The following is a 20,193-nucleotide window of genomic DNA, read 5'->3' on the forward strand; positions in this document are numbered from 1 at the left end:
TCCAGGCCGGGACACGCGAGGCTTCTCCTGTGCGACAGGCAAAGGAGAACAACATGACCACCGAGGTGGTGCGGCTCACCGACGTCCGCAAGACGTACGGCAGCCGTCGCAACAGCGTCACCGCCCTCGACGGGGTCACCATCGGTTTCCCTCGGGCGTCCTTCACGGCCGTCATGGGCCCTTCCGGGTCCGGCAAGAGCACGTTCCTGCACTGCGCCGCGGGGCTCGACCGCCCGACCAGCGGCTCGGTCCAGCTGGAGGACGAGGAACTGGCCACGCTCTCCGAGGTGGCGCTGACGAAGCTCCGCCGCGACCGCGTCGGCTTTGTGTTCCAGGCGTTCAACCTGCTGCCCGCGTTCTCCGTGCAGGACAACGTCACGCTCCCGCTTCGCCTGGCGGGCAAGCGCGCGAGCCGCGAGTCCGTCGACAGGGTGCTGGCACAGGTCGGCCTGTCCGACCGCCGCAAGCACCTGCCCGGCGAGCTGTCCGGTGGTCAGCAGCAGCGGGTGGCGATCGCCCGCGCGTTGATCACCCGGCCCGCCGTGATGTTCGCCGACGAGCCGACCGGCGCCCTCGACACCCGCACCGCCCGTGAGGTCCTGAACCTGCTGCGCGCCTCGGTCGACCAGGTTGGCCAGACGATCGTGATGGTCACGCACGACCCGGTCGCCGCGTCCCACGCCGACCGCGTCGTGTTCCTCGCCGACGGGCGGCTGGTCGGCGAGCTGCTGCGGCCGAGCGCCGAGGCCGTCGCCGAGCGCATGACCCACCTCGGCGCGTGGGCCGACGAGCAGCACGCCGGGGTGCGGTGATGTTCCGGATCGCGATGCGGACCCTGCGGTTCCGCAAGGGCGCGTTCGTCGCGACGTTCCTCGCGATGACGATCGGCGCGATGCTCGTGCTCGCGTGCGGCGGTCTGATGGAGACGGGCATCCGCGGCGAGGTGCCCGCACAGCGCCTCGCGAACACGCGGTTCGTCGTGACGGCCAGCCAGACGTGGGCGCTGCCGAAGGCGGACCCGAACGACCCGGAGGAGGACACGGACAACGGGTTCCTGGGGGAGCGGGTCCGGCTGCCGGAGTCGCTGGTGGCGGAGCTGTCGCGGGTGCCGGGGGTGACCGCCGCGATCGGTGATGTGAGCGTGCCGGTCCTGGTGGAGGACGCGCGGGTCGACGCCCACGGCTGGTCGTCCGCGTCACTGACGCCGGTCACCGTCACGTCGGGTACCGAGCCGGTCTCGGGGGAGGTCGTGCTCGGCACCGACTCGGGTGCCCGGGTGGGGGAGCGGGTGTCACTGGGGGTGCGCGGCGAGGCGAGGACGTTCACCGTGTCGGGGCTCGTGCCCGGCTCGGCCGTGTTCTTCGCGGACACGGACGTCGACCGGCTCGCCGGACACCCCGGCACGGTCGACCTGATCGGCCTGCGGGCGTCGGCCGACGCGGGCGACCGCATCGCGAAGGTGCTCGACGGGCGCGGCGCGAACCTGCTGTCGGGGGACGAGCGGGGCATCGCCGAGTACCCGGACGCCGGTCAGGCGGGGGAGAACCTGATCGTGCTGGCCGCGGTGTTCGGCGGACTGGCCGTGATGGTGATGCTGTTCGTGGTGTCCACGACGCTGGGCCTGTCGATCCAGCAGCGGCAGCGTGAGCTGGCCCTGCTGCGGGCGGTGGGCACGACTCCCGGCCAGCTGCGCCGGATGGTGGTGGGCGAGTCCCTGTTCATCGCGGTGTTCGCGACCGCGCTCGGCTGTGGGCTCGGCGGGTTGTTCGGCCGGTGGCTGTTCGACCGGCTGGCGTCAGGCGGTGTGGTGCCGACCGCGATGACGCACCACACGGGCTGGATCCCGATGGTCGTCGCCGTCGGCGCGGTGCTGATCGGCTCGTTCTTCGGTGCCCTGATCGCGGGCAGGCGTGCCGCACGCACCCGTCCGACCGAGGCGCTGGCCGACGCCTCGATCCAGCGCCGCTGGCTGAGCTGGGTGCGGGTGGTGCTGGCCGTGCTGGCGTTCGGCGGTGGCATCGCGTTGTTCATCGTGACGGTCGCGGTGATGACCGGCCCGATCGCGGCGAGCACGGCAGGCCCGTCGGTGATGCTGTGGGCGATCGCGCTGGCGCTGGTGTCCCCTGGCATCACGAAGGTGGTGCTGGCGATCCTGCGCTGGCCGGTGCGCGCGTTCACGGGCACGGCCGGCTACCTGGCGACCCTGTCGACGAAGACCCGTGCGATCCGCGTCGCGGCGGTGGTCACCCCGGTCATGCTGGCCACCGGCATGGCGACGGCGAACATCTACCTGCAGACCACGTCGACGGCCGTGGCGAACGAGGCGTACGTGGAGAACCTGCGTGCGGACCTGGTGCTGTCGGGTGACGTGCCCGAGGGCCTGGTGGACGAGGTCCGCAGGGTGCCGGGCGTACGAGCGGCGTCGGAGTACGCGACGAGCACGGTGTACGTGGAGAAGCCGTACGACCCGGACCAGTCCGAGGACGGCTGGCAGGTGCAGGGCGTGTCCGGCGAGGCCGCGGCGCAGACCACGGCGGTGGAGGTGAGCGAGGGCCGCCTGGCGGACCTGACCGGCAACGCGATCGCGTTGCCGACGTCGGACGCGGCGGCACTGAACCGAGGCGTCGGCGACACCATCACGATGCGCATGGGTGACGGTGCCCAGGTCAGGGTGCGGATCGTGGCGCTGTACCCGAGCAGGGAGGGCTTCGAGACGGTGCTCATGCCCGCGGCCCTGGTGGCGTCGCACACGACCTCCGGCCTGCCGAGCCAGATCATGATCCGCGCCGACGACCCGGCGGCGGTCGTGCCCGCCCTGGCGGACCTGGCCAGGAGCCACCCGGGTCTGGCGGTGGTCGACCGGGACACCCTGGTGTCGAGCTACGCGAAGGGCCAGGAGATCGGTGCGTGGATCAACTACCTGATGGCGGGCATGATCGTGGCGTACACGGCCATCTCGGTGGTGAACAGCCTGGTGATGTCCATCGGTGCCAGGCGCAGGGAGTTCGGCCTGCAGCGCCTGACCGGTGCCACGAGGGGGCAGATCCTCCGCATGATGACGGTGGAGGCGGGCCTGACCACGGTGATCGGCGTGCTGTTCGGGACGGTCGTGGCGTTCGCGACGCTGGTGCCGTTCACGCTGGTGACGGACGGTTCGCTGATGCCGAAGGGGCCGCTGGCGATCTACCTGGGCGTGACCGGGGCGGTAGCGCTCCTGACCTTCGGCGCCACCCTGTTCTCCACGTGGGTGGGCCTCAGGATCCGACCGGCGGAGGCGGCGGTCGCACCCGCCTGAGCCGGCCGGAAGCAGTGGGCGGTCCCGTCGCGCCGGGGGGACCGCCCACTGTGGTGTCAGCGTGGGTGCCGCCGGGCGATCCAGGCCACGGCCTGGGTGCGCCGCTCCATGCCGAGCTTCGCGAGCACGGACGTCACGTAGTTCTTGACCGTCTTCTCCGCCAGGAACAGACGTTCCGCGATCTGACGGTTGGTGAGCCCTTCCCCGACCAGGTCGAGGACCTCACGCTCCCGCTCGGTCAGGGCGGCCAGCTCGTCGGTCTTGGCCGACTCCCGCATCCGATCGAGCACCCGCGCCGTGGTCACGGGGTCCAGCAGCGACCGCCCGGCCGCGACCTCGCGAACGGCGTCGACAAGGTCCTGCCCCCGCACCTGTTTCAACAGGTACCCGGAGGCCCCCGCCATGATCGCCTCGACCAGCGCGCGCTCGTCGTCGAACGCGGTGAGCACCAGACAGCGCGGCGCCGGGTCGAGCCGGCGAAGGTCGCGGCACAGCGCGACCCCGTCCCCGTCGGGCAGGCGCACGTCCACGACGACCACGTCGGGCGAGGTCGCGGCCACCCGGGCCATCGCCTCCTCGACCCCGCCTGCCTCGGCGACCACCTCGATACCGGGCTCGCCGCCGAGCAGGTCACGCAGCCCACGCCGCACCACCTCGTGATCGTCGACGAGCGCCACCCGAACCGCCATGCCGCAAGGCTATTGCGTGGTCACCCCCAGGAGCATCCGAAGCTTCCCGAGAATCCACCGGTTCCCGTCCAGGGCGACGCCCTCGTCACCCGCCCGCCGCCACACCCACCGCAACACGGCGGCCGCCTCCCCGGCGACCCCGGCCTCGGCGTCGAAGTGCCCCCGCGCCACGGACACGACCGAAGGCCCGAGCTGGACCTGCCAGCCCCCGGCCTCGGTGGCGATCTGCACCGTCCGACCGTCGCACTCGGCGAGGTGAGTGTCGAACTCCTCCGGGTCCACCACCGACGAGTAGGCGAGAAAGCACTCCAGCACCTCGTCGATCCCGTCGTCGGCGAGGTCGGCCGGCACGGGACTGTGGTCGACGTCGGCGGCCAACTCGGCGTCGAACCGGTGGATGACGGTCTCCTGGGCCATCCGCCGCAGCCAGAACCCGACGGTCTGGTCCGGGTCGTACCAGGTCAGCGCGGGGTCGGCGGGCTTGTGGGAGGTCAGCTCCCCGACAAGCGTGCGGTAGGCGTCGTCGAGGGAGACGAGCGGATCACCGGGCAGGTCGGGCGGCCACGGCCTTGGCCAGGCACCCCGCCGCATCGTCTCCGCCTTGTGGAGGTACACCTCGGCGACGTGCCGCACCAGATCAGCGCCGGTCCACCCGGGACAGGAGGGCACCCGAAGGTCCAGCGCACCCGCCGCGACCTCACGCAACCGCGTGTACTCGTCGTCGAGGCACTCCAGGAATCTCTGCTCGTCCACGCGGACACCTAACCACGGGACACCGACAGCGTCGGCTGCGTGCACAGGCCTGCCGCCGCTGCCCGTTCGCCGACGCCCGCCGACCGTCAGAGCTTGCGCAGGCGGACCCGGCTGATCCGGTGGTCGGCGTCCTTGCGCAGCACGAGCGATGCCCTCGGCCGCGTCGGCAGGATGTTGTTCACGAGGTTCGGCTCGTTGATCGTCTCCCACAGGCGTGCGGCCTCGGCGCGGGCCTGTTCGTCCGTCAGCTCCGCGTAGTGGTGGAAGTGCGACGTCGGATCGGAGAACGCGGTGTCGCGCAGCGTCAGGAACCGCTCCACGTACCAGCGGGCGATGTCCTCCGTGTGCGCGTCGACGTAGATCGAGAAGTCGAACAGGTCGGCCACCGCCAGCCGCTGGCCCGGCAGGAGCACGTTCAGGCCCTCGATGATGAGAATGTCCGGCTTCCGCACGACCTGCGTCTCACCGGGCACGATGTCGTAGAGCAGGTGCGAGTACACCGGCGCGTGCACCTCGGGCGCTCCGGACTTCACGTCGGTCACGAACCGCAACAGGCTCCGCCGGTCGTAACTCTCCGGGAACCCCTTGCGGCTCATCATGCCGCGCCGGGTGAGGTCGGCCTTCGGCCACAGGAACCCGTCCGTGGTGACGAGGTCCACGTGTGGGTGATCCGGCCATCGCGCCAGCAGGGTCCGCAGCAGGCGCGCCGTCGTCGACTTCCCGACCGCGACGCTCCCGGCGATCCCGATCACGAACGGCACCGGCGGGGCCGACGGCTCCCCGAGGAACGACGTCGTGTCCGCGTACAGCCGCTGCCGCGCCGCCACCCGCAGGCTGATCAGCCTCGACAGCGGCAGGTAGACATCGGTCACCTCGTCGAGGTCGACCGGGTCACCAAGGCCACGCAGCCGCACCAACTCGTCCAGCGTCAGCGTCAGCGGCGTGGCCCGCCGTAACTCCCGCCACTGCTCGCGACGCAGCTCCACGTAAGGGCTGAGGTCGCGAGTCTTCACCGCCACATCAACAAACGTTAGGGCCTTCCGGCAGGCTGAGCACTGTGACTCCGTACACGCTCCGCCCGCTCACCCCTGCCGACCGGCCGGCCGTGACGTCGCTGCTGGTCCGCGAGTGGGGCGCCACCGAGGTCGTGGCGCTGACGCTCGGTGGTCCCGTGGACGCCTCGACCCTGCCCGGGTGGCTCGCCGAACAGGGCGGCGAGGTGGTGGGCCTGCTCACGTACCTGGTCCGCGACGACACCGCGGTGCTGGTGACGATCAACGCGTTCGCCGGTGGCGGCGTCGGATCGGCCCTGCTCGGCGCCCTGGTCGACGAGTGCCGGGCGACCGGTCTCGCGAGGGTGCTCATCACGACGACCAACGACAACACCCGGGCGCTGCGCTTCTACCAGCGCGAGGGCTTTCGTCTGACGGCACTGCGCGTCGACGCCGTCGCCGAGGCGAGAAGGATCAAACCGGGAATTCCCGTCCACGGCATCGACGGTATCCCGGTCCGGGACGAGATAGAACTCGCCATGGAATTGTCATGAGTGCGCATGTCGGTGTGGGAAAGGGAGCCGCGAGGGCTCGGGCCGGTAGTCAGGCTCCGTCGGCGAAGACCTCGTCCCACGCGGCCATCACCTGCCGGGCGCACGCCGAGGGCGGCACACCGCCCACCCCGGTGCCGAGACCGGGCATGGCGATGGTCGACACGACGGCCCGCACCGGCCGCTCGTCCTCGAGCCTGCCGTAGCGCCACAGTTTGAACACCGCCCGCGCGGCGAGGTACGGGTGCACCGTGTCCGGCGGCAGCAGCTCGCCCGGCGAGCGCATGGTCGGCGCACTGACCAGCCACGCGGGCCTGGCCGCCTCGGTCGGCACGATCACCGCCTGCCCGACCGGCAGCTCGCCGCCGTGGTAGGCGAGCACCGCGCTGCGCACGTGCTGCTCGATCGCCGGGAAGGTCCGCGCGTAGATCGCGTCGATGCCACCGCGCATCCACCCGTACGAGTTGGCCGGGCTCACGACGGCGTCCGCGGGCACGTCCAGTGTCGAACCCTTGTGGGTCTGCACCGCCTGCCTGCCGTCCGCGGCCTCTTCCCATGCCTCGGCCAGGGCGTCCTCGATGGCACAGAGCACCAGCCGAAGCTGTCCTCCTGCCGTGGTCGCTGCTTGGTCGGCCTCTTCGGCGGCGGTCACAGCCCCAGCATGGCACTTCGACAGCACCCCGCGTAACCGCCGTTGGGAACTGTTAACCCTGTCAGGTTAAGCCGATCGGGCAGGCAGACTGCCCGGGCTAGGGTGGGCCGGTGCCGACCATCGCCTATTTCGGACCAGAGGGAACCTTCTCGGAGCAGGCCGCGCGTGCTGCCCGGCCCGACCACACGTTCGTGCCGGTCGTGACCGTGCCGGAGGCGCTCACCACCGTCCGGCAGGGCCGCGCCGACCTCGCGTGCGTGCCGGTCGAGAACTCGGTCGAGGGCGCCGTGTCCGCCACCATGGACGCGCTCGCCGTCGACGAGCCCCTGGTGGCCGTCGGCGAGGTCGTCCTCCCGATCACCTTCTCGCTTCTCGTGCGGCCCGGCGCGACCATGGCGGACATCAAGTCCGTCGCCAGCCACCCGCACGCGCTCGCCCAGGTCCAGGGCTGGCTCGGCGCCCACCTGCCCGACGTGCCCCGGTTCGCCTCGACCTCGACCGCCGCCGCGGCCGTCGGCGTGCTGGACGGCCAGTACGACGCCGCGATCACCGCCCCCGTCGCGGTCGAGCACTATGCGCTCGACGTCCTGCACACGGCCATCGCGGACGTCGACGACGCCGTCACCCGCTTCCTCGTGCTGCGCAGGCCCGGCGCGCTGCCCGCCCCGACCGGCTCGGACCGCACGTCCATCTCCGCCGTCGCCGCCTACCAGCGGACGGGCGTGCTCGCGGAGATGCTCACCGAGCTGGCGCTTCGTGGCATCAACCTGAGCCGCATCGAGTCCCGCCCGCTGAAGGGCAGGCTCGGCGAGTACCGCTTCTACCTGGACTTCGACGGACACATCGCCGAGCGGCGGGTCGGCGACGCGCTGGCCGCCCTGCACCGCCGCTGCCAGCACGTCCGCTTCCTCGGCTCGTACCCGAAGGCCGACCCGACACCCACGATCGCGGGCCTGGACAACGCCGACGAGGACTACCTCGCGGCCGACGAGTGGGTGTCGAGCCTGCGTGCGGGCCGCACCGGCTAGCGGACTTCTCCTTAACGCATAAACCGGGCGAAATTGTCGGTGCGCCCGTTTACAGTGCGCCTCGTAGCACTCACGAGGCAGGGGAGTCCTCAACATGTCCACCGACTGCGCGGTTCGCGCGGAGGCGCTGGTGAAGACCTACGGGTCCACCCGCGCGCTGGACGGCATCGACCTGGAGATACCCACCGGCACGGTGCTGGGCCTGCTCGGCCCGAACGGGGCGGGGAAGACGACCGTGGTGCGGATCCTCACCACGCTGCTACGCCCGGACTCCGGCCGCGCGTGGGTGGCCGGGCACGACGTGCTCGCCGAGCCGGGTAGGGTGCGTGAGTCGATCGGGCTGTCCGGCCAGTACGCGGCCGTCGACGAGAACCTGACCGGCTTCGAGAACCTCTACATGGTCGGCCGCCTGTACGGCATGAACAAGCCGGACGCCCGCGCCCGGGCGAACGCGTTGATCAGCCGTTTCCGGCTCACCGACGCGGCGGCCAGGCCCGCGAAGACGTACTCCGGGGGCATGCGTCGCAGGCTCGACCTGGCGGGTGCGCTGGTCGCGACGCCCGCGGTCGTGCTGCTCGACGAGCCGACCACGGGTCTCGACCCGCGTGGCCGCCTCGACACCTGGGAGGTCATCGGCGAGCTGGTGTCCGACGGCACGACGGTGCTGCTGACCACGCAGTACCTCGAGGAGGCCGACCAGCTGGCCGACACGATCCTGGTGATCGACCACGGCCGCGTGATCGCGAGTGGCACGGCCGACCACCTGAAGGGCGAGGTCGGCGGCGAGCGCCTGGAGATCGTGGTCGGCGAGCAGGCGGAGGTGGAGACCGCGCGCCGGGTGCTCGCGGCGGTCGGCTCGGGCGAGCCGACCGTCGACCAGCACGCCAGGCGGGTGCAGGTGGTCGTCGACGCAGGCGCGAAGTCGCTGGTCGAGGCGCTGCGCAGGCTCGACGTCGAGGGCGTGACCGTCCTGGACGTCGGCCTGCACCGTCCGACCCTCGATGACGTGTTCCTCTCGCTCACCGGCCACGCGACGGAGGAGAACCAGTGACCGTTCTTTCCCAGGGCCTGCGTGACGGCGGCATCGTCGCGTGGCGCAACCTGCTCAACGTCCGGCGCAACGCCGACTGGCTGTTCGCCGCCGTGGTGCAGCCGATCATGTTCGTGCTGCTGTTCGCGTACGTGTTCGGCGGCGCGCTCGGCGGTGGTCAGTACCGCGAGTTCCTGATCGCGGGCATCTTCGTGCAGACGATCTCGTTCAACTCGGCGTTCACCGTGATCGGACTGTGCAACGACCTGCAGAAGGGCATCATCGACCGGTTCAGGTCGCTGCCGATGTCCCGGCTCGCGGTCCTGCTCGGTCGCACGACGTCCGACCTTGTCGTGTCGTCGTTGGCGCTGCTGATCATGTCGCTGTGCGGGCTCCTCGTCGGCTGGCGGATCCGGGGCAGCTTCCTCGACGCGGTGCTCGCGTACCTGGTGCTGTTGCTGTTCGGGTTCGCGATGTCGTGGATCGGCGCGCTGATCGGCCTGTCGGCGCCGAGTGTGGAGATCGCGCAGAGTGCGGGGCTCATGTGGTTGTTCCCGCTCTCGTTCATCTCGTCGGCGTTCGTCGGCGCGGGGACGATGCCGGGGCCCCTGCGCGCCATCGCGGAGTGGAACCCGTTCACGGCGGTGATCCAGTCGGTGCGTGACCTCTTCGGCAACGAGGCACCACCCGGGATGGCGCCGTCCCCGGGCTGGCCTGCCGACAACGCGGTGCTCTACGCGTTGCTGTCGTCGGTCGTGATCCTGGCCGTGTTCGTGCCGCTGGCCGTGGCGAAGTACCGGAGGGTGGCTAGCAAGTAGGCGACCTCGGCAGCCGCATGCCGAAGTGCTTCTCGTAGGCGGTGAGCATTTCGGCGTCGGTGGCCAGGACGGTCTCGGTCCGCTCACCGCCCGCGGTCTCGTAGAGCCGGTCGCCGACGATGCTGACGCGCCCGTCCTCCGTGCGCCGCGAGCACCGCGCGACCGTGCGGAAGTGCGAATCGGGCGAGGTGGCGTGCCACCAGCAGGGGCGTACGAAGTCCGTGAGCCTGCGCTCGTACGCCTCGGCACGGTACTGCCGCTCGCCGTTCATCACGAGGTCGAGGTCTCCTCCCGGCGCGTCGAGCACGAGGAAGGAGCCGGCCGGGTCCTCCTGCGCCTCGGGCCAGTCCCGCCGCAGGGGCTGGTCGGCGAACACGCCGAACCCGACGTCGACGAGCCACCGCTCGTCGAGCTCGACGCTGAGCACGAGGTGGTCGAAGGCGGGGGAAAGCGTGCCGTCCGCACCGAACACGCTGGCGGCGTGCAGCCGCACGTCGAAACCGAGCGCGGTCAGGAGCATGGAGAACAGGCCGTTGAGCTCGTAGCAGAACCCGCCGCGCCGCCGCCCGACGACCTTCTCGACCAGCGCGTCCTCCGTCAGCAGGATGGGCTCGCCGAGGTGGATCGACAGGTTCTCGAACGGCACGGTCTCGAGGTGGCGCCGCTGCAGCTCACGGAGAGTGGCGAGATCCGGTTGCCGCGGCTCCGGCGCCGAGATCCGGTCGAGGTAGCGCACGGCGGTGTCACGATCCATGGCTCATACGGTGCCCGCTCCACCTAGGTCGAGGTCAAGCGGGAAATCCTCCGTCAAAGTTCCAGTTTCACCGCAAGTATTGACGAATCTTGAGCCCTGAGTCCTAATGGATGTTGTACAGCAGGGCGGATTCGTAACAACGTGGACGATGAGAAGGTGCAGAAGATGACCTGATGACCCGTCGGCGCTGCCGGGTCTGGCAGTCGCCGCACCACGTCGTCGTCCAGTGGTTGGACGAGGCGACGGCAGGAGGTGCAGGGCATCATGAACACGCTTCTCATCGTGTTGAGCAGCACGGCGTTTCTGGTTTTCGTCACAAGGTTCGTCATTGGGAAGCGGCGGACGAGGGAGCTGGACCGCGACTTCTCGCTCGAGCTGTCCTGTACCCGTGACCAGGCGCTACTGGCAGCGGTGGCCGCAGCACGCGGCGTACTCTGGGAGGTACGGCTGACGGACAACGGCGTGCGAACCCGGCACCTGAAGTCCCGAAACGTCATCCACGTGTCGATCTCGGCCGTGCCGGGCAGGGTGGGCAACACCTGCGCGAAGGTCTGGACCCGCTACACATGGGCGGACGCGGTCGTGATCCTCCACCCCAGCTCGTTCACCGACACGCGCCGCAAGCGCGACAGGATCGTCCGCGCCCTGCGGGTCTACGAGACCAGACGGCCCAGGAATGCCCCGATCCACTGAGGAGCCGAGCGGAGTTGCCTGCTCACCGTGAGGGACCGACGACTGTTTGTAGTTTCCCGAACAAGGGTAGGTCTGGTGAGAAGCAACCCTGATTGGGGGTGGGACGTCCTAACACCAGAACAGCATCCAGTGGTGTCGGGGCCAGATGGAGGCGATTCCCCATGCTGCGAAACAAGTTCAGGACAGGTGTGCTCATCACGGGCGGTGTTACCGCCGCGCTCTTGCTGGCCGCCTGCAACAGCGGTGACACGGCCAGTTCGAGTTCGGACGTGCCCACGATCACTCAGTCCAGTTCGAGCGCGAAGCCGGTGTTGCCGCCGACCAGCTCACCGAGCGGCACCGTGGAGGCGGGACAGCCGGCCGCGCCGGCCCCCGCCACGCCGGCGAGCAACGAATGCAAGGTCGCCGATCTCGACCTCCGCCTCGGCGGGGGTGACGCTGCCGCCGGTACGAGCTACCGCGCGCTCGTGTTCACCAACAAGGGCGGTCGCACCTGCACGGTCCAGGGTTTCCCCGGGGTCTCCTACGTCGCGGGTGACGACGGCCACCAGGTCGGGCCCGCTGCCTACCGGTCCGGCGAAAAGGGCAAGGTGATCACGCTCAAGCCTGGCGACAGCGCGTTCGTCAACGTCGGCTTCGTGCAGGTCGGCAACTACGACGCGAGCGTGTGCAAGCCGACCGAGGTGCGTGGCCTGCGGATCTACCCGCCGCACGACTACGACTCGGCCTTCGTCGCCAACCCGGGCACCGGCTGTGCGGGCACGCCGCCCGGCAACCAGCTGACGGTCTCGACGATGCAGGCCGGCGCAGGTCCCGCGTAAGGGCTCAGCCCTCGGCCATCAGGCCGGTGCGCCACGCCCACGCGGCCACCTCGACGCGGTTGCGGGCCCCGATCTTGGCCTGCACCGCGGCGAGATGCGTCTTGACCGTCGACAGCGACAGGTACAGCTCCGTACCGATCTCCGTGTTGGTCAGCCCACGCGCGGCGGCCCGCACGACGTCCAGCTCGCGCTCGGTCAGCTGCTCGGTCGTCGAGGCGGCGGGCGCGGCCGCGTTCGCGGTGGCGAAATGACGCAGCAGACGCACCGTGATCTGCGGCGACACCAGCGCGTCGCCGCGGTCCGCCGCCCGCACCGCCTCCATGAGCAGCGCCGGGCCCGCGTCCTTCAGCAGGAAGCCGTTGGCGCCGTTGGACAGCGCGGCGTGCACGTACTCGTCCAGGTCGAACGTCGTGACCACCACGACCTTCAGCGGGTCGGCCACCCCGGGTCCGGCGAGCGTCTTCGTCACCTCGAGCCCGTCCATGCCCGGCATGCGGATGTCCAGCAGGCACACGTCCGGCCGCAGCTCGCGGGCCACCCGGACCGCGGACACCCCGTCGGCGACGTCCGCGACCACCTCGATGTCGTCCTGCGACTCCAGGATCATGCGGAACCCCGCACGCACCATCTCCTGGTCGTCCGCGATCAGTACGCGAATCACGATTCCCCTTCTCGCAACGGCAGCCACGCCTCGACGCTCCAGCCGACGTAACCGCTCGGCCCGGCCTGGAACCGGCCGCCGAGCAGCTCGACCCGCTCACGCATGCCGACGAGACCGTAGCCGCCCGACCCACCCGCGGGGTTGACCGGTCGCTTGGTCCCGTCGTCGCTCACCCGGATGTGCAGGGTGTTGGCGGTCTCCGCGACCCGGACGTGCACCACGCTCGCGTCCGGCGCGTGTTTGCCGACGTTCGTCAGCGACTCCTGCACCAGCCGCAGCACCGACCGGCCCATCTCGTGCGGCACCTCGGACGGCAGGTTCAGCTCCAGCTCGACGGGCGGGCCGCCGTAGTTCTCCACGACCGAGTGCAGGTCCGCGGCGAGGTCGGTCGTCGCCTGCCCGGTCACGTCCGAGTCGCCTGCCGTCCACGCGGCCGTGCCGTCACGCAGGCTGCCGACGAGCGTGCGCATCGCGGTCAACGCCAGCGTGCCACTCTTCTCGATCTTCGTGAGCGCCGGCAGCGCCACGTCCGGGTTCTTGCCCGCGACCAGCAACGCGGCCTGCGCCTGCACGACGATGCCCGTGACGTGGTGCGCGACCACGTCGTGCAGCTCGCGGGCCAGTGCCATCCGTTCGCCCTGCTGCGCGGAGGTCACGGCGGCCTTGACGGTCTGGTTCCGCTCGCGGTCGCGTGCCCGGAAGTACCACCCGGTGGCGATCGAGATGAGCAGCAGGAACAGCACGACGATGCCGAGGTTCTCGAACGACGATGCTCCGCTGTGCACGGCCACCGCCACCATCAGCCCCGCAGTCAGGGCCACGACCCCCCAGGCCGCCTGCCTGCCGGGCACGTAGCGGACGACGTAGGAGATCAGCGCCATGCTCGCGGCTATGCCGGTCACGGGGAGGAACGTGTGGTGGTACCCACCGGAACCCACGCTGAGCAGGGCGCCGAGGGCCAGCACCGCGGCCGCGAGGTAGGTGTTGCGCAGCGGGTACCTCGGCCCGAAGAACGCGCACACGCCCGCGCCCAGCGAGGCCGCGTACCCGATCATGTCGGACAGACCGGTGTCGGAGAGCTCGATCAGCGCGATGATCGCGAGCGCGGCGCCGAGTGGCCACTGCTTGCGGATGAGCAGGCCCATCTCGCTCTCGATCCGCTGCCTCGACTGCCTGCGCAGGTAGAGCCCGACACAGACTGCGGCGACGAGCAGGAAGAAACCGAACAGCACCGACTCGAGCAGGTCCGTGAGCCCGAAGAAGTTGGCGATCGAGCTGTAGTACCTGCAGAACGAGCTGTTGACATCGCAGTTCATCCGCCGGATGACCATCGCCGCGAGGCACGCGACGACGAGCGCGGTCACCGAGGTGGACGCGACCAGCCACTGGGACCTCCACACGACCAGCACGACCAGCACGACGCCGGACACCAGCTCGGTCAGCGTGATGTCCGACAGGCCGATCGACGTGACCCCGACGTCGCCGAGCCACATCAGCACCGACGAGACAGTCAGCGCGAGGGCGCCGAGCACCGCGGCGGGCCCCGGCCATCGCACGCCGAACCAGGCACACAGGGCGAGGACCACGGCACCCGGCAGCGACAGCGCCGTGTACGACGGTTCTCCGACGACGACCATGGCGGTGTCGAGCAGCAACGCGACGCCGAGTAGTGCGCCCAGCCAACGTTGCGGCACCGGGATCGGTGTCATGTGCGCACACGTTATTGGACCGCCGAACCGGTCGCCTCGGTCAACCGGCGGGCCGGGGTCGGCCGATCGGCCAGTGCGCGGCCGTGCCGGGGTGACCGGACGGCCGGCTGGGCGCGGCTGTTCGACTGATCCGTGCGACCCCTCCCGGGAGCGAAGCTATGACCAGCGAGTTCACCGAGGGAGGAGACGAAAATGGTTCAGGCGATCCTGGTCTGGTCGGGTGCGGTGCTGGGGCTCGGTCTGCTGCTGGTGATGGCGCTCGGCCCGGTCATCGTCGAGGTCGACACGTGGTGGCACGAGCGCAGGCACAACCGCAGGGCCCGCGAGGCCCGCGCGAAGAAGGCCGCCATGGCAGCGGCCCCTGCCGCGGCGCGTCGGGAGCTAGCCGGCGTCTAGGACGGTGCGGACGAGCCCGGGGAACCGGGTGTCCAGCTCGTCGAGGCGCAGGGTGTTCATGCGCTGCCTGCCGTCGTCGTACTGACGGAGGATGCCCGCCCTGCGCAGGGTTCGGAAGTGATGGCTGAGCGTCGAGGCGGCGACCGGCAGGCCGAAGGTGCCACAGGCCCGGTCGCCCTCAGCCAGCAGCAGGCGGACGATCTGCCGCCGCGTCGGGTCGGCCAGCGCCCGGAGCACGTCGTCCACCTCGACTGACGCGACGTCCGGGTGGTTGAGCGGAGCCCACCGCCCGACCGGCATCCCTGACACCTCTCAGCTCTCTTCGATACTTGACGAAGACATTACCCGCACCGCCGCGCCCTTACGAGCCGGACGTGGCAGGCGTCGGCGCACCGCGGCGACGGGTGGGCAGCTCGATCCGCTGACCTTCCCGCTTGCACCAGAACCCGACTGGCCGCGTCGGCGTGCCCACCCGGCTCCCGGGTCGGCACGAGCCGATATCCCCGGCCGGGTCGAGGCTCCCAGGTCAGCTTCGGCCCCTGGCACGGCCACGACTTCGTGAGGACCACCGCCTGGCGGCGTCCACCGGCGTCCGGAGCCATCCACGTGACCGGCCAGAAGACCCTCACGCAGGGCACCACGGTCCGGCGGTGACCAAGTCGGCGGCGCGGCGAGCCCCCTGCGGCCCGCCGCACCGCCGAAGTCAGCGGGTGATCGTGCGGCGGAGGCGGTTCAGCGCGCGGTGCTGTGCCACGCGGACCGCGTCCGGCGTCGTGCCGACCGCGTCCGCCGTCTCCTGTGCGGACATGCCGAGCACCACGCGCATCACGACGATCTCGCGCTGGCGCGGCAGGAGGGTCTGCAGCAGGTCGCTCGTCTGCTCGACCAGCTCGCGGCGCAGCGCGATCTCCTCCGGGTTCTCGGCGAGGGTGATCGTGTCGGGGGTCTCGGCGGTCGGCAGCGAGCGGTCGCGGGCGGCGGCGCGGTGGACGTCCGCGACCTTGTGCGCCGCGACGCCGAAGACGAACGACAGGAACGGTCTGCCGAGGTGCTGGTAGGTGGGCAGTGCGCGGAAGATCGCGATGCACACCTCCTGTGCCACGTCGTCGGCCGAGCTGATCGGCCGGACCCGGCCCAGCTTGGTGCGGCAGAAGCGGACCATGATCGGTCTCAGGTAGCTCAGCAGCTCGTCGGTCGCGGCGGTGTCCCCCGCCGACGCGGCCGCGGCGACCACGTCCAGGTTGCTCCTCGTGACCGGGCGTGACCAGGCCGGCACGGCGGTCGGCGCCGCCACGACCGTGGCCAGCTCAGCCTCGAGCTGGGCCAGGTCCACCTCTGGCTCGACTGTGCACAACATCGCGCGCCTCCTGTGCCCCCCGGCGGTTGCGTTCACTCAAGAGAGCACGCACGCGCTGTTCAAATACGTTTCCGTGACGACAAAAACCCGTCAGAGCGAAAACCGCTGCCCGATTGGGCAGGGGTGCTCCACGGGACGTAGGTGATTGCTCACCGCCTGCTGATATGGCGGTCCTGACGGTTGCGCTGGAGGCTGACCGCCCTGACGCGGGTCCGTGAACAGCGGCTCGGGGATACGGTTGACGGGTGGCGGACTCTCCCGGAGCGGTGGTCAGGACACCGAAGAGCGAGGCGACGCGGACTCTCATCGTGGAGACCGCGCTGCGGCTGTTCCAGGAGCACGGCTACGACAGGACGACCATGCGGGCCATCGCCAAGGAGGCGGGTGTCTCGGTCGGCAACGCGTACTACTACTTCTCGTCGAAGGACCAGCTCGTCCAGGGCTTCTACGACCGGATCGCCGAGCTGCACGAGCAGGCGTGCGAGCCGGTGCTGGCGGCTGAGCACGACTTCGGCAAACGTTTGCGTGCCGTGGTGCACGCGTGGTTGGACGTCGCCTCGCCGTACCACGAGTTCGGCAGGCAGTTCTTCGTGAACGCGGCGGACCCGGAGAGCCCGCTGAGCCCGTTCTCGACGGAGTCGTCGCCGGCGCGGGACGCGCAGATCGCGCTGTATCGACGCGTGCTGGAGGGCTCGACGGCGAAGGTGGACCCGGAGCTCCGGCCCGAGCTCCCGGAGCTGCTGTGGCTGTACGAGATGGGGGTCGTGCTGTTCTGGGTGCACGACCGCTCGCCGGACCGCCGCCGCACGCGGGTGCTGGTCGACCGCACGGTGCCGCTCCTCGACCGGGTGATCGGCCTGTCCCGCCTGCGCCTGCTGCGTCCGGTGACGAGGGAGATCGTGCAGCTCATCGGCGATCTGGCGCGCCCGGACGCTTGACAGCCACGGCGAACGACAGTAACTGTTACGAGCAGTAACACGTAATTCGCCGGGAGGTTCGTCATGGCACGAGTGCTCCAACCGAAGGACCGCGACGTCACGGCAGAGCGGCTGCTGGACTCTTCGATGCGCAACTCCTACGACCCGGACGTGGACGTCGACTGGGACGCGCCGCTCGTGGAGGGCAAGGGTTTCCTGCCGGAGGAGCGGGTGTCGCTGTACGGCACCGCGTTATGGGACCGGTTGACCCCGGAGCAGCGGTTGGAGCTGGCGAAGCACGAGATCGGCAGCATCACGAGCGTGGGCCTGTGGACCGAGATCGTGCTGATGCAGTTGCTGGCGCGCTACGCGGCGGACCTGGACCCCCGCAGCCCCCACATGCACTACGCCCTGACGGAGATCGGCGACGAGACCCGCCACGCGATCATGTTCGGCAAGGGCCTGACGAAGCTGGGCCTGCCCGCGTACGGCCCGCCGCGCGCGGTGCGCCTCCCGGCGAAGGTCTTCGGCGCGGTGATCGGCGGCCCGGCGATGTTCGCGTCGGTGCTGGTGGTCGAGGAGACGACGGACCGGCTGCAGCGGTCGATGCTCGATGACGAGAGCATCCAGCCGATGATCCGGATGATCAACCGGATCCACGTGGTGGAGGAGGCGAGGCACGTCCGCTACGCCCGCGAGGAGCTGGTGCGCGGCGTTGCGAAGCTGCGCGGGCCGGCCCTGGAGTTACATCGCCTGGTGACGGCGGTGGTGGCGCACACCGTGGTGAACGTGATCGTGCACCCGGCGGTGTACAGGTCGGTGGGCCTTGACCCCCGCGAGGCGCGTGCGGTGGCGCAGGCGAACCCGTACCACCACGAGACGAGGCGGTGGATGGGGGAGAAGATCGTCGCGTTCCTGAGTGACGTCGGCATGATCGGCGGCCCGTCGAAGCGGATCTGGCGCAAGGCACACCTGTTGTAATTCGGTAGTGCCACCCATTTTCGCGTCCCTACCCTGGGTTTCATGGCAGCGACCACGATCAGGGGCAAGCACGTCGACATCCGCCTGTGGACCCAACCGGAAACGGTGGAGGACCAGGCTATGCGGCAGTTGCACAACATCGCCGCGCTGCCGTGGACGTTCAGGCACGTCGCCGTGATGCCGGACGTGCACTACGGCAAGGGCGCCACGGTGGGCTCGGTGATCGCGATGCGCGACGCCGTGTCGCCCGCGGCGGTGGGCGTGGACATCGGGTGCGGCATGACCGCGGTGCGCACGTCCCTGAAGGCGGAGGACCTCCCGGCAACGCTGCGGCACCTGCGTTCGCAGCTGGAGCGCGCGATCCCGGTGGGCTTCGGCCAACACAGGGCGACGGCGTTCACCGACCAGGACGCATCGGACTGGGGTGCTTTCTGGCAGGGTTTCGAGGCCCTCACCCCGGCGGTGAAGGCGAACTCGGCGAAGGCGCTCCACCAGATGGGCACCCTGGGTGGCGGCAACCACTTCATCGAGATCTGCCTGGACACGCGGAGCCAGGTGTGGGTGATGCTGCACTCGGGAAGCCGGGGGATCGGCAACCTGCTGGCGCAGCATCACATCGAGGTCGCGAAGGCGTTGGCGCACAACCAGGAGCTGCCGGACCCGGACCTGGCGGTGTTCCTGGCGAACACCGAGGAGATGAAGACCTACCGCCATGACCTGTTCTGGGCACAGGACTACGCACGCCGCAACCGAGCGGTGATGCTGAGGCTGATCTGCGACGTGCTGAGGGCACAGTTCCCGTCGGTCGCCTTCGAGACCCCGATCTCGGCACACCACAACTACGTGGCGGAGGAGACCCACTTCGGCGAGGAGGTACTGGTAACCCGCAAGGGCGCCATCCGAGCCGGCCGGGGCGACATGGGCATCATCCCGGGCTCGATGGGCACGGGTTCGTACATCGTCCGGGGCCTCGGCAACCCGGACTCGTTCGAGTCGGCGTCGCACGGCGCAGGCAGGCGAATGTCGCGCAACAAGGCGAGGAAGCAGTACACGAAGGCGGACCTGGCAGCCCAGACCACGGGCGTCGAGTGTCGAAAGGACGCGGGCGTGGTGGACGAGATCCCGTCCGCGTACAAGGACATCGACGAGGTGATCCGCAACCAGGAGGACCTGGTGGAAGTGGTGGCGAAGCTGAAGCAGGTCATCTGCGTCAAGGGCTGAGGTAGTCACCGGGTAGGGCTGAGGCGTCGCTGTGCTGAGGCGGCCTCAGCCCTACCGCTTGGTCCACCGACCGGCGGCGCTCCATTTTGGGCTCGAAAAAACGCGGCCCAGGTTGTCCGCCCTCCGCCAACTGGAAGGCGAGGGCAACCTGGGCGTCAACGTTCCGGGCCAGACCCCATCAGATCCCATCCAGACACACCATCATCACTGCGTCCTTCGTGGCGCCCAGTGGGAGACCGCGGCTTCGTTTGGCCCGGCGTGAGGACCACCTCCCTTGTCTAGCCTGGTCGGGAGGGTTGCCTTCGCAATGCCTGGCGTTGAGCCGTTGTTGCCGGTCGTGCCCCGACGGGCCGACCATCCAGGTCGCAAGCCCCTGCGGGCGCGTTGGACCGGTCGAGGGCGGTGACCGATGGTTCGCATCTGCGGGCTATGAAGGGCGCTCCACAACAGGACCGAGTCCGATCGATCATGCCCGGACCGGCTCGAAACACCATCTGGGGCACCGAAGGGCACGATATCCCACCGCAGGTGTCGATAACCGGCGGCAACCGCAATGACGTAACCCAGCTCATGCCACTGCTCCAAAGCGCTTCCTTCAGTACAGGGCCGGCGCGGTCATCCGCGCCGCAAGCCGGAGACCGTGTTCGCCGATCATGCCTACGACCACGACAAATACCGCAAGCAGGTACAGGCGATCGGTATTACCCGGCCATCGCCCGTCGCGGCACCGAACACGGCTCCGGGCTGCGCAAGTACCGGTGGGTCGTTGAGCAGACCTTCGCCCTACTGCGCCGGTTCCGGCGACTACGCATCCGTTGGGAGATGTGCGACGACATCCACGAAGCATTCCTCCGCCTGGCCTGCGCCATCATCTG

At 69.9% G+C, this 20,193-nt stretch carries 21 protein-coding genes and 1 pseudogene; 13 read left to right on the plus strand and 9 right to left on the minus strand.

The window, feature by feature from the left end:
* Positions 1 to 53: 53 nt before the first annotated feature.
* Both CLV71_RS19250 and CLV71_RS19255 read left to right on the plus strand, forming a co-directional pair.
* Complete coding sequence (locus CLV71_RS19250) at positions 54 to 812, plus strand: ABC transporter ATP-binding protein (protein ID WP_133904167.1); 759 nt, start codon at positions 54 to 56, stop codon at positions 810 to 812.
* The gene (locus CLV71_RS19255) at positions 812 to 3,295 is read left to right on the plus strand and encodes an FtsX-like permease family protein (protein ID WP_133904168.1); all 2,484 of its coding nucleotides are present in this window, start codon (positions 812 to 814) and stop codon (positions 3,293 to 3,295) included. Before CLV71_RS19250 ends, CLV71_RS19255 begins: the two co-directional genes overlap by 1 nt.
* A 56-nt stretch (positions 3,296 to 3,351) precedes the next feature.
* On the opposite strand, the gene CLV71_RS19260 is transcribed toward CLV71_RS19255, so the two are convergent.
* The 3 genes from CLV71_RS19260 to coaA all read right to left on the minus strand — a co-directional run bounded on the left by CLV71_RS19260 (position 3,352) and on the right by coaA (position 5,750).
* Positions 3,352 to 3,984: a response regulator gene (locus tag CLV71_RS19260; RefSeq protein WP_133904169.1), complete on the minus strand. Its 633-nt coding sequence runs from the start codon at positions 3,982 to 3,984 to the stop codon at positions 3,352 to 3,354.
* A gap of 9 nt (positions 3,985 to 3,993) precedes the next feature.
* Positions 3,994 to 4,737: a maleylpyruvate isomerase family mycothiol-dependent enzyme gene (locus CLV71_RS19265; protein ID WP_208297619.1), complete on the minus strand. Its 744-nt coding sequence runs from the start codon at positions 4,735 to 4,737 to the stop codon at positions 3,994 to 3,996.
* Positions 4,738 to 4,823: 86 nt separating this feature from the next.
* On the minus strand, positions 4,824 to 5,750 hold the full coding sequence (gene coaA, locus CLV71_RS19270; RefSeq protein ID WP_424923895.1) for a type I pantothenate kinase: 927 nt from the start codon (positions 5,748 to 5,750) through the stop codon (positions 4,824 to 4,826).
* A gap of 44 nt (positions 5,751 to 5,794) precedes the next feature.
* Here coaA and CLV71_RS19275 point away from each other — a divergent pair, with 44 nt between their 5' ends.
* Positions 5,795 to 6,283, plus strand: coding sequence for a GNAT family N-acetyltransferase (locus CLV71_RS19275; protein ID WP_133904172.1), 489 nt, complete (start codon positions 5,795 to 5,797; stop codon positions 6,281 to 6,283).
* Between the two features lie 49 nt (positions 6,284 to 6,332).
* Here the strand turns inward: CLV71_RS19275 and CLV71_RS19280 are convergent, their stop codons facing one another.
* Positions 6,333 to 6,932 carry a macro domain-containing protein gene (locus CLV71_RS19280; RefSeq protein WP_133904173.1) on the minus strand — a complete coding sequence of 200 codons (600 nt, stop codon included), beginning with the start codon at positions 6,930 to 6,932 and terminating at the stop codon, positions 6,333 to 6,335.
* 110 nt (positions 6,933 to 7,042) lie between these two features.
* Here CLV71_RS19280 and pheA point away from each other — a divergent pair, with 110 nt between their 5' ends.
* From pheA to CLV71_RS19295, 3 genes are all read left to right on the plus strand, one after another.
* Entirely contained in the window at positions 7,043 to 7,960 is a 918-nt protein-coding gene (gene pheA / locus CLV71_RS19285; RefSeq protein ID WP_133904174.1) for a prephenate dehydratase, read from the plus strand.
* A gap of 94 nt (positions 7,961 to 8,054) precedes the next feature.
* Positions 8,055 to 9,011, plus strand: coding sequence for an ATP-binding cassette domain-containing protein (locus CLV71_RS19290; RefSeq protein ID WP_166664161.1), 957 nt, complete (start codon positions 8,055 to 8,057; stop codon positions 9,009 to 9,011).
* Positions 9,008 to 9,808 (plus strand): ABC transporter permease, encoded by an 801-nt coding sequence (locus CLV71_RS19295; RefSeq protein ID WP_133904175.1) that lies wholly within the window; start codon positions 9,008 to 9,010, stop codon positions 9,806 to 9,808. The genes CLV71_RS19290 and CLV71_RS19295 overlap by 4 nt, the downstream gene beginning before the upstream one ends.
* Here the strand turns inward: CLV71_RS19295 and CLV71_RS19300 are convergent.
* A complete protein-coding gene (locus tag CLV71_RS19300; protein WP_133904176.1) occupies positions 9,798 to 10,562 on the minus strand; it encodes an arylamine N-acetyltransferase family protein in 765 nt (254 codons plus the stop codon). The two genes, CLV71_RS19295 and CLV71_RS19300, sit on opposite strands and share 11 nt — an antisense overlap.
* A 264-nt stretch (positions 10,563 to 10,826) precedes the next feature.
* Between CLV71_RS19300 and CLV71_RS19305 the strand changes: the two genes are divergently transcribed.
* The gene (locus CLV71_RS19305; protein WP_133904177.1) at positions 10,827 to 11,255 is read left to right on the plus strand and encodes a hypothetical protein; all 429 of its coding nucleotides are present in this window, start codon (positions 10,827 to 10,829) and stop codon (positions 11,253 to 11,255) included.
* Positions 11,256 to 11,416: 161 nt separating this feature from the next.
* On the plus strand, positions 11,417 to 12,076 hold the full coding sequence (locus tag CLV71_RS19310; RefSeq protein ID WP_133904178.1) for a DUF4232 domain-containing protein: 660 nt from the start codon (positions 11,417 to 11,419) through the stop codon (positions 12,074 to 12,076).
* A gap of 4 nt (positions 12,077 to 12,080) precedes the next feature.
* On the opposite strand, the gene CLV71_RS19315 is transcribed toward CLV71_RS19310, so the two are convergent.
* Entirely contained in the window at positions 12,081 to 12,737 is a 657-nt protein-coding gene (locus tag CLV71_RS19315; protein WP_133904179.1) for a response regulator, read from the minus strand.
* The gene (locus CLV71_RS19320; protein ID WP_133904180.1) at positions 12,734 to 14,446 is read right to left on the minus strand and encodes a sensor histidine kinase; all 1,713 of its coding nucleotides are present in this window, start codon (positions 14,444 to 14,446) and stop codon (positions 12,734 to 12,736) included. The genes CLV71_RS19315 and CLV71_RS19320 overlap by 4 nt, the downstream gene beginning before the upstream one ends.
* Before the next feature lie 192 nt (positions 14,447 to 14,638).
* Here CLV71_RS19320 and CLV71_RS19325 point away from each other — a divergent pair, with 192 nt between their 5' ends.
* Complete coding sequence (locus CLV71_RS19325; RefSeq protein ID WP_133904181.1) at positions 14,639 to 14,842, plus strand: hypothetical protein; 204 nt, start codon at positions 14,639 to 14,641, stop codon at positions 14,840 to 14,842.
* Here CLV71_RS19325 and CLV71_RS19330 read toward each other — a convergent pair.
* Both CLV71_RS19330 and shbA read right to left on the minus strand, forming a co-directional pair.
* Entirely contained in the window at positions 14,828 to 15,142 is a 315-nt protein-coding gene (locus tag CLV71_RS19330) for an ArsR/SmtB family transcription factor (protein WP_133904182.1), read from the minus strand. The genes CLV71_RS19325 and CLV71_RS19330 overlap by 15 nt on opposite strands.
* A 403-nt stretch (positions 15,143 to 15,545) precedes the next feature.
* Positions 15,546 to 16,199, minus strand: a complete 654-nt coding sequence (shbA, locus tag CLV71_RS19335) for an RNA polymerase sigma factor ShbA (protein WP_133904183.1) — start codon at positions 16,197 to 16,199, stop codon at positions 15,546 to 15,548.
* Positions 16,200 to 16,444: 245 nt separating this feature from the next.
* Here shbA and CLV71_RS19340 point away from each other — a divergent pair, with 245 nt between their 5' ends.
* The 4 genes and pseudogenes from CLV71_RS19340 to CLV71_RS50665 form a co-directional block, all read left to right on the plus strand.
* Complete coding sequence (locus tag CLV71_RS19340; RefSeq protein WP_243866574.1) at positions 16,445 to 17,137, plus strand: TetR/AcrR family transcriptional regulator; 693 nt, start codon at positions 16,445 to 16,447, stop codon at positions 17,135 to 17,137.
* 63 nt (positions 17,138 to 17,200) lie between these two features.
* Positions 17,201 to 18,097, plus strand: coding sequence for an AurF N-oxygenase family protein (locus tag CLV71_RS19345; RefSeq protein ID WP_133904184.1), 897 nt, complete (start codon positions 17,201 to 17,203; stop codon positions 18,095 to 18,097).
* 42 nt (positions 18,098 to 18,139) lie between these two features.
* Positions 18,140 to 19,318 (plus strand): RtcB family protein, encoded by a 1,179-nt coding sequence (locus CLV71_RS19350; protein WP_133904185.1) that lies wholly within the window; start codon positions 18,140 to 18,142, stop codon positions 19,316 to 19,318.
* A 570-nt stretch (positions 19,319 to 19,888) separates the two neighbouring features.
* Positions 19,889 to 20,179, plus strand: a pseudogene (locus CLV71_RS50665) (transposase); the annotation flags it as partial.
* Between the last annotated feature and the right edge of the window lie 14 nt (positions 20,180 to 20,193).

Source organism: Actinophytocola oryzae (genome assembly GCF_004364325.1).
GTDB classification, from domain to species: Bacteria; Actinomycetota; Actinomycetes; order Mycobacteriales; family Pseudonocardiaceae; genus Actinophytocola; species Actinophytocola oryzae.

Bases quoted from the DNA above. Each gene is read 5' to 3' on its own strand.
- CLV71_RS19250 (WP_133904167.1), top strand. From the start codon at position 54: ATGACCACCGAGGTGGTGCGGCTCACCGACGTCCGCAAGACGTACGGC.
- CLV71_RS19255 (WP_133904168.1), top strand. From the start codon at position 812: ATGTTCCGGATCGCGATGCGGACCCTGCGGTTCCGCAAGGGCGCGTTC.
- CLV71_RS19260 (WP_133904169.1), bottom strand. From the start codon at position 3,984: ATGGCGGTTCGGGTGGCGCTCGTCGACGATCACGAGGTGGTGCGGCGT.
- CLV71_RS19290 (WP_166664161.1), top strand. From the start codon at position 8,055: ATGTCCACCGACTGCGCGGTTCGCGCGGAGGCGCTGGTGAAGACCTAC.
- CLV71_RS19300 (WP_133904176.1), bottom strand. From the start codon at position 10,562: ATGGATCGTGACACCGCCGTGCGCTACCTCGACCGGATCTCGGCGCCG.
- CLV71_RS19305 (WP_133904177.1), top strand. From the start codon at position 10,827: ATGAACACGCTTCTCATCGTGTTGAGCAGCACGGCGTTTCTGGTTTTC.
- CLV71_RS19310 (WP_133904178.1), top strand. From the start codon at position 11,417: ATGCTGCGAAACAAGTTCAGGACAGGTGTGCTCATCACGGGCGGTGTT.
- CLV71_RS19320 (WP_133904180.1), bottom strand. From the start codon at position 14,446: ATGACACCGATCCCGGTGCCGCAACGTTGGCTGGGCGCACTACTCGGC.
- CLV71_RS19325 (WP_133904181.1), top strand. From the start codon at position 14,639: ATGGTTCAGGCGATCCTGGTCTGGTCGGGTGCGGTGCTGGGGCTCGGT.
- CLV71_RS19330 (WP_133904182.1), bottom strand. From the start codon at position 15,142: ATGCCGGTCGGGCGGTGGGCTCCGCTCAACCACCCGGACGTCGCGTCA.
- shbA (WP_133904183.1), bottom strand. From the start codon at position 16,199: ATGTTGTGCACAGTCGAGCCAGAGGTGGACCTGGCCCAGCTCGAGGCT.
- CLV71_RS19345 (WP_133904184.1), top strand. From the start codon at position 17,201: ATGGCACGAGTGCTCCAACCGAAGGACCGCGACGTCACGGCAGAGCGG.
- CLV71_RS19350 (WP_133904185.1), top strand. From the start codon at position 18,140: ATGGCAGCGACCACGATCAGGGGCAAGCACGTCGACATCCGCCTGTGG.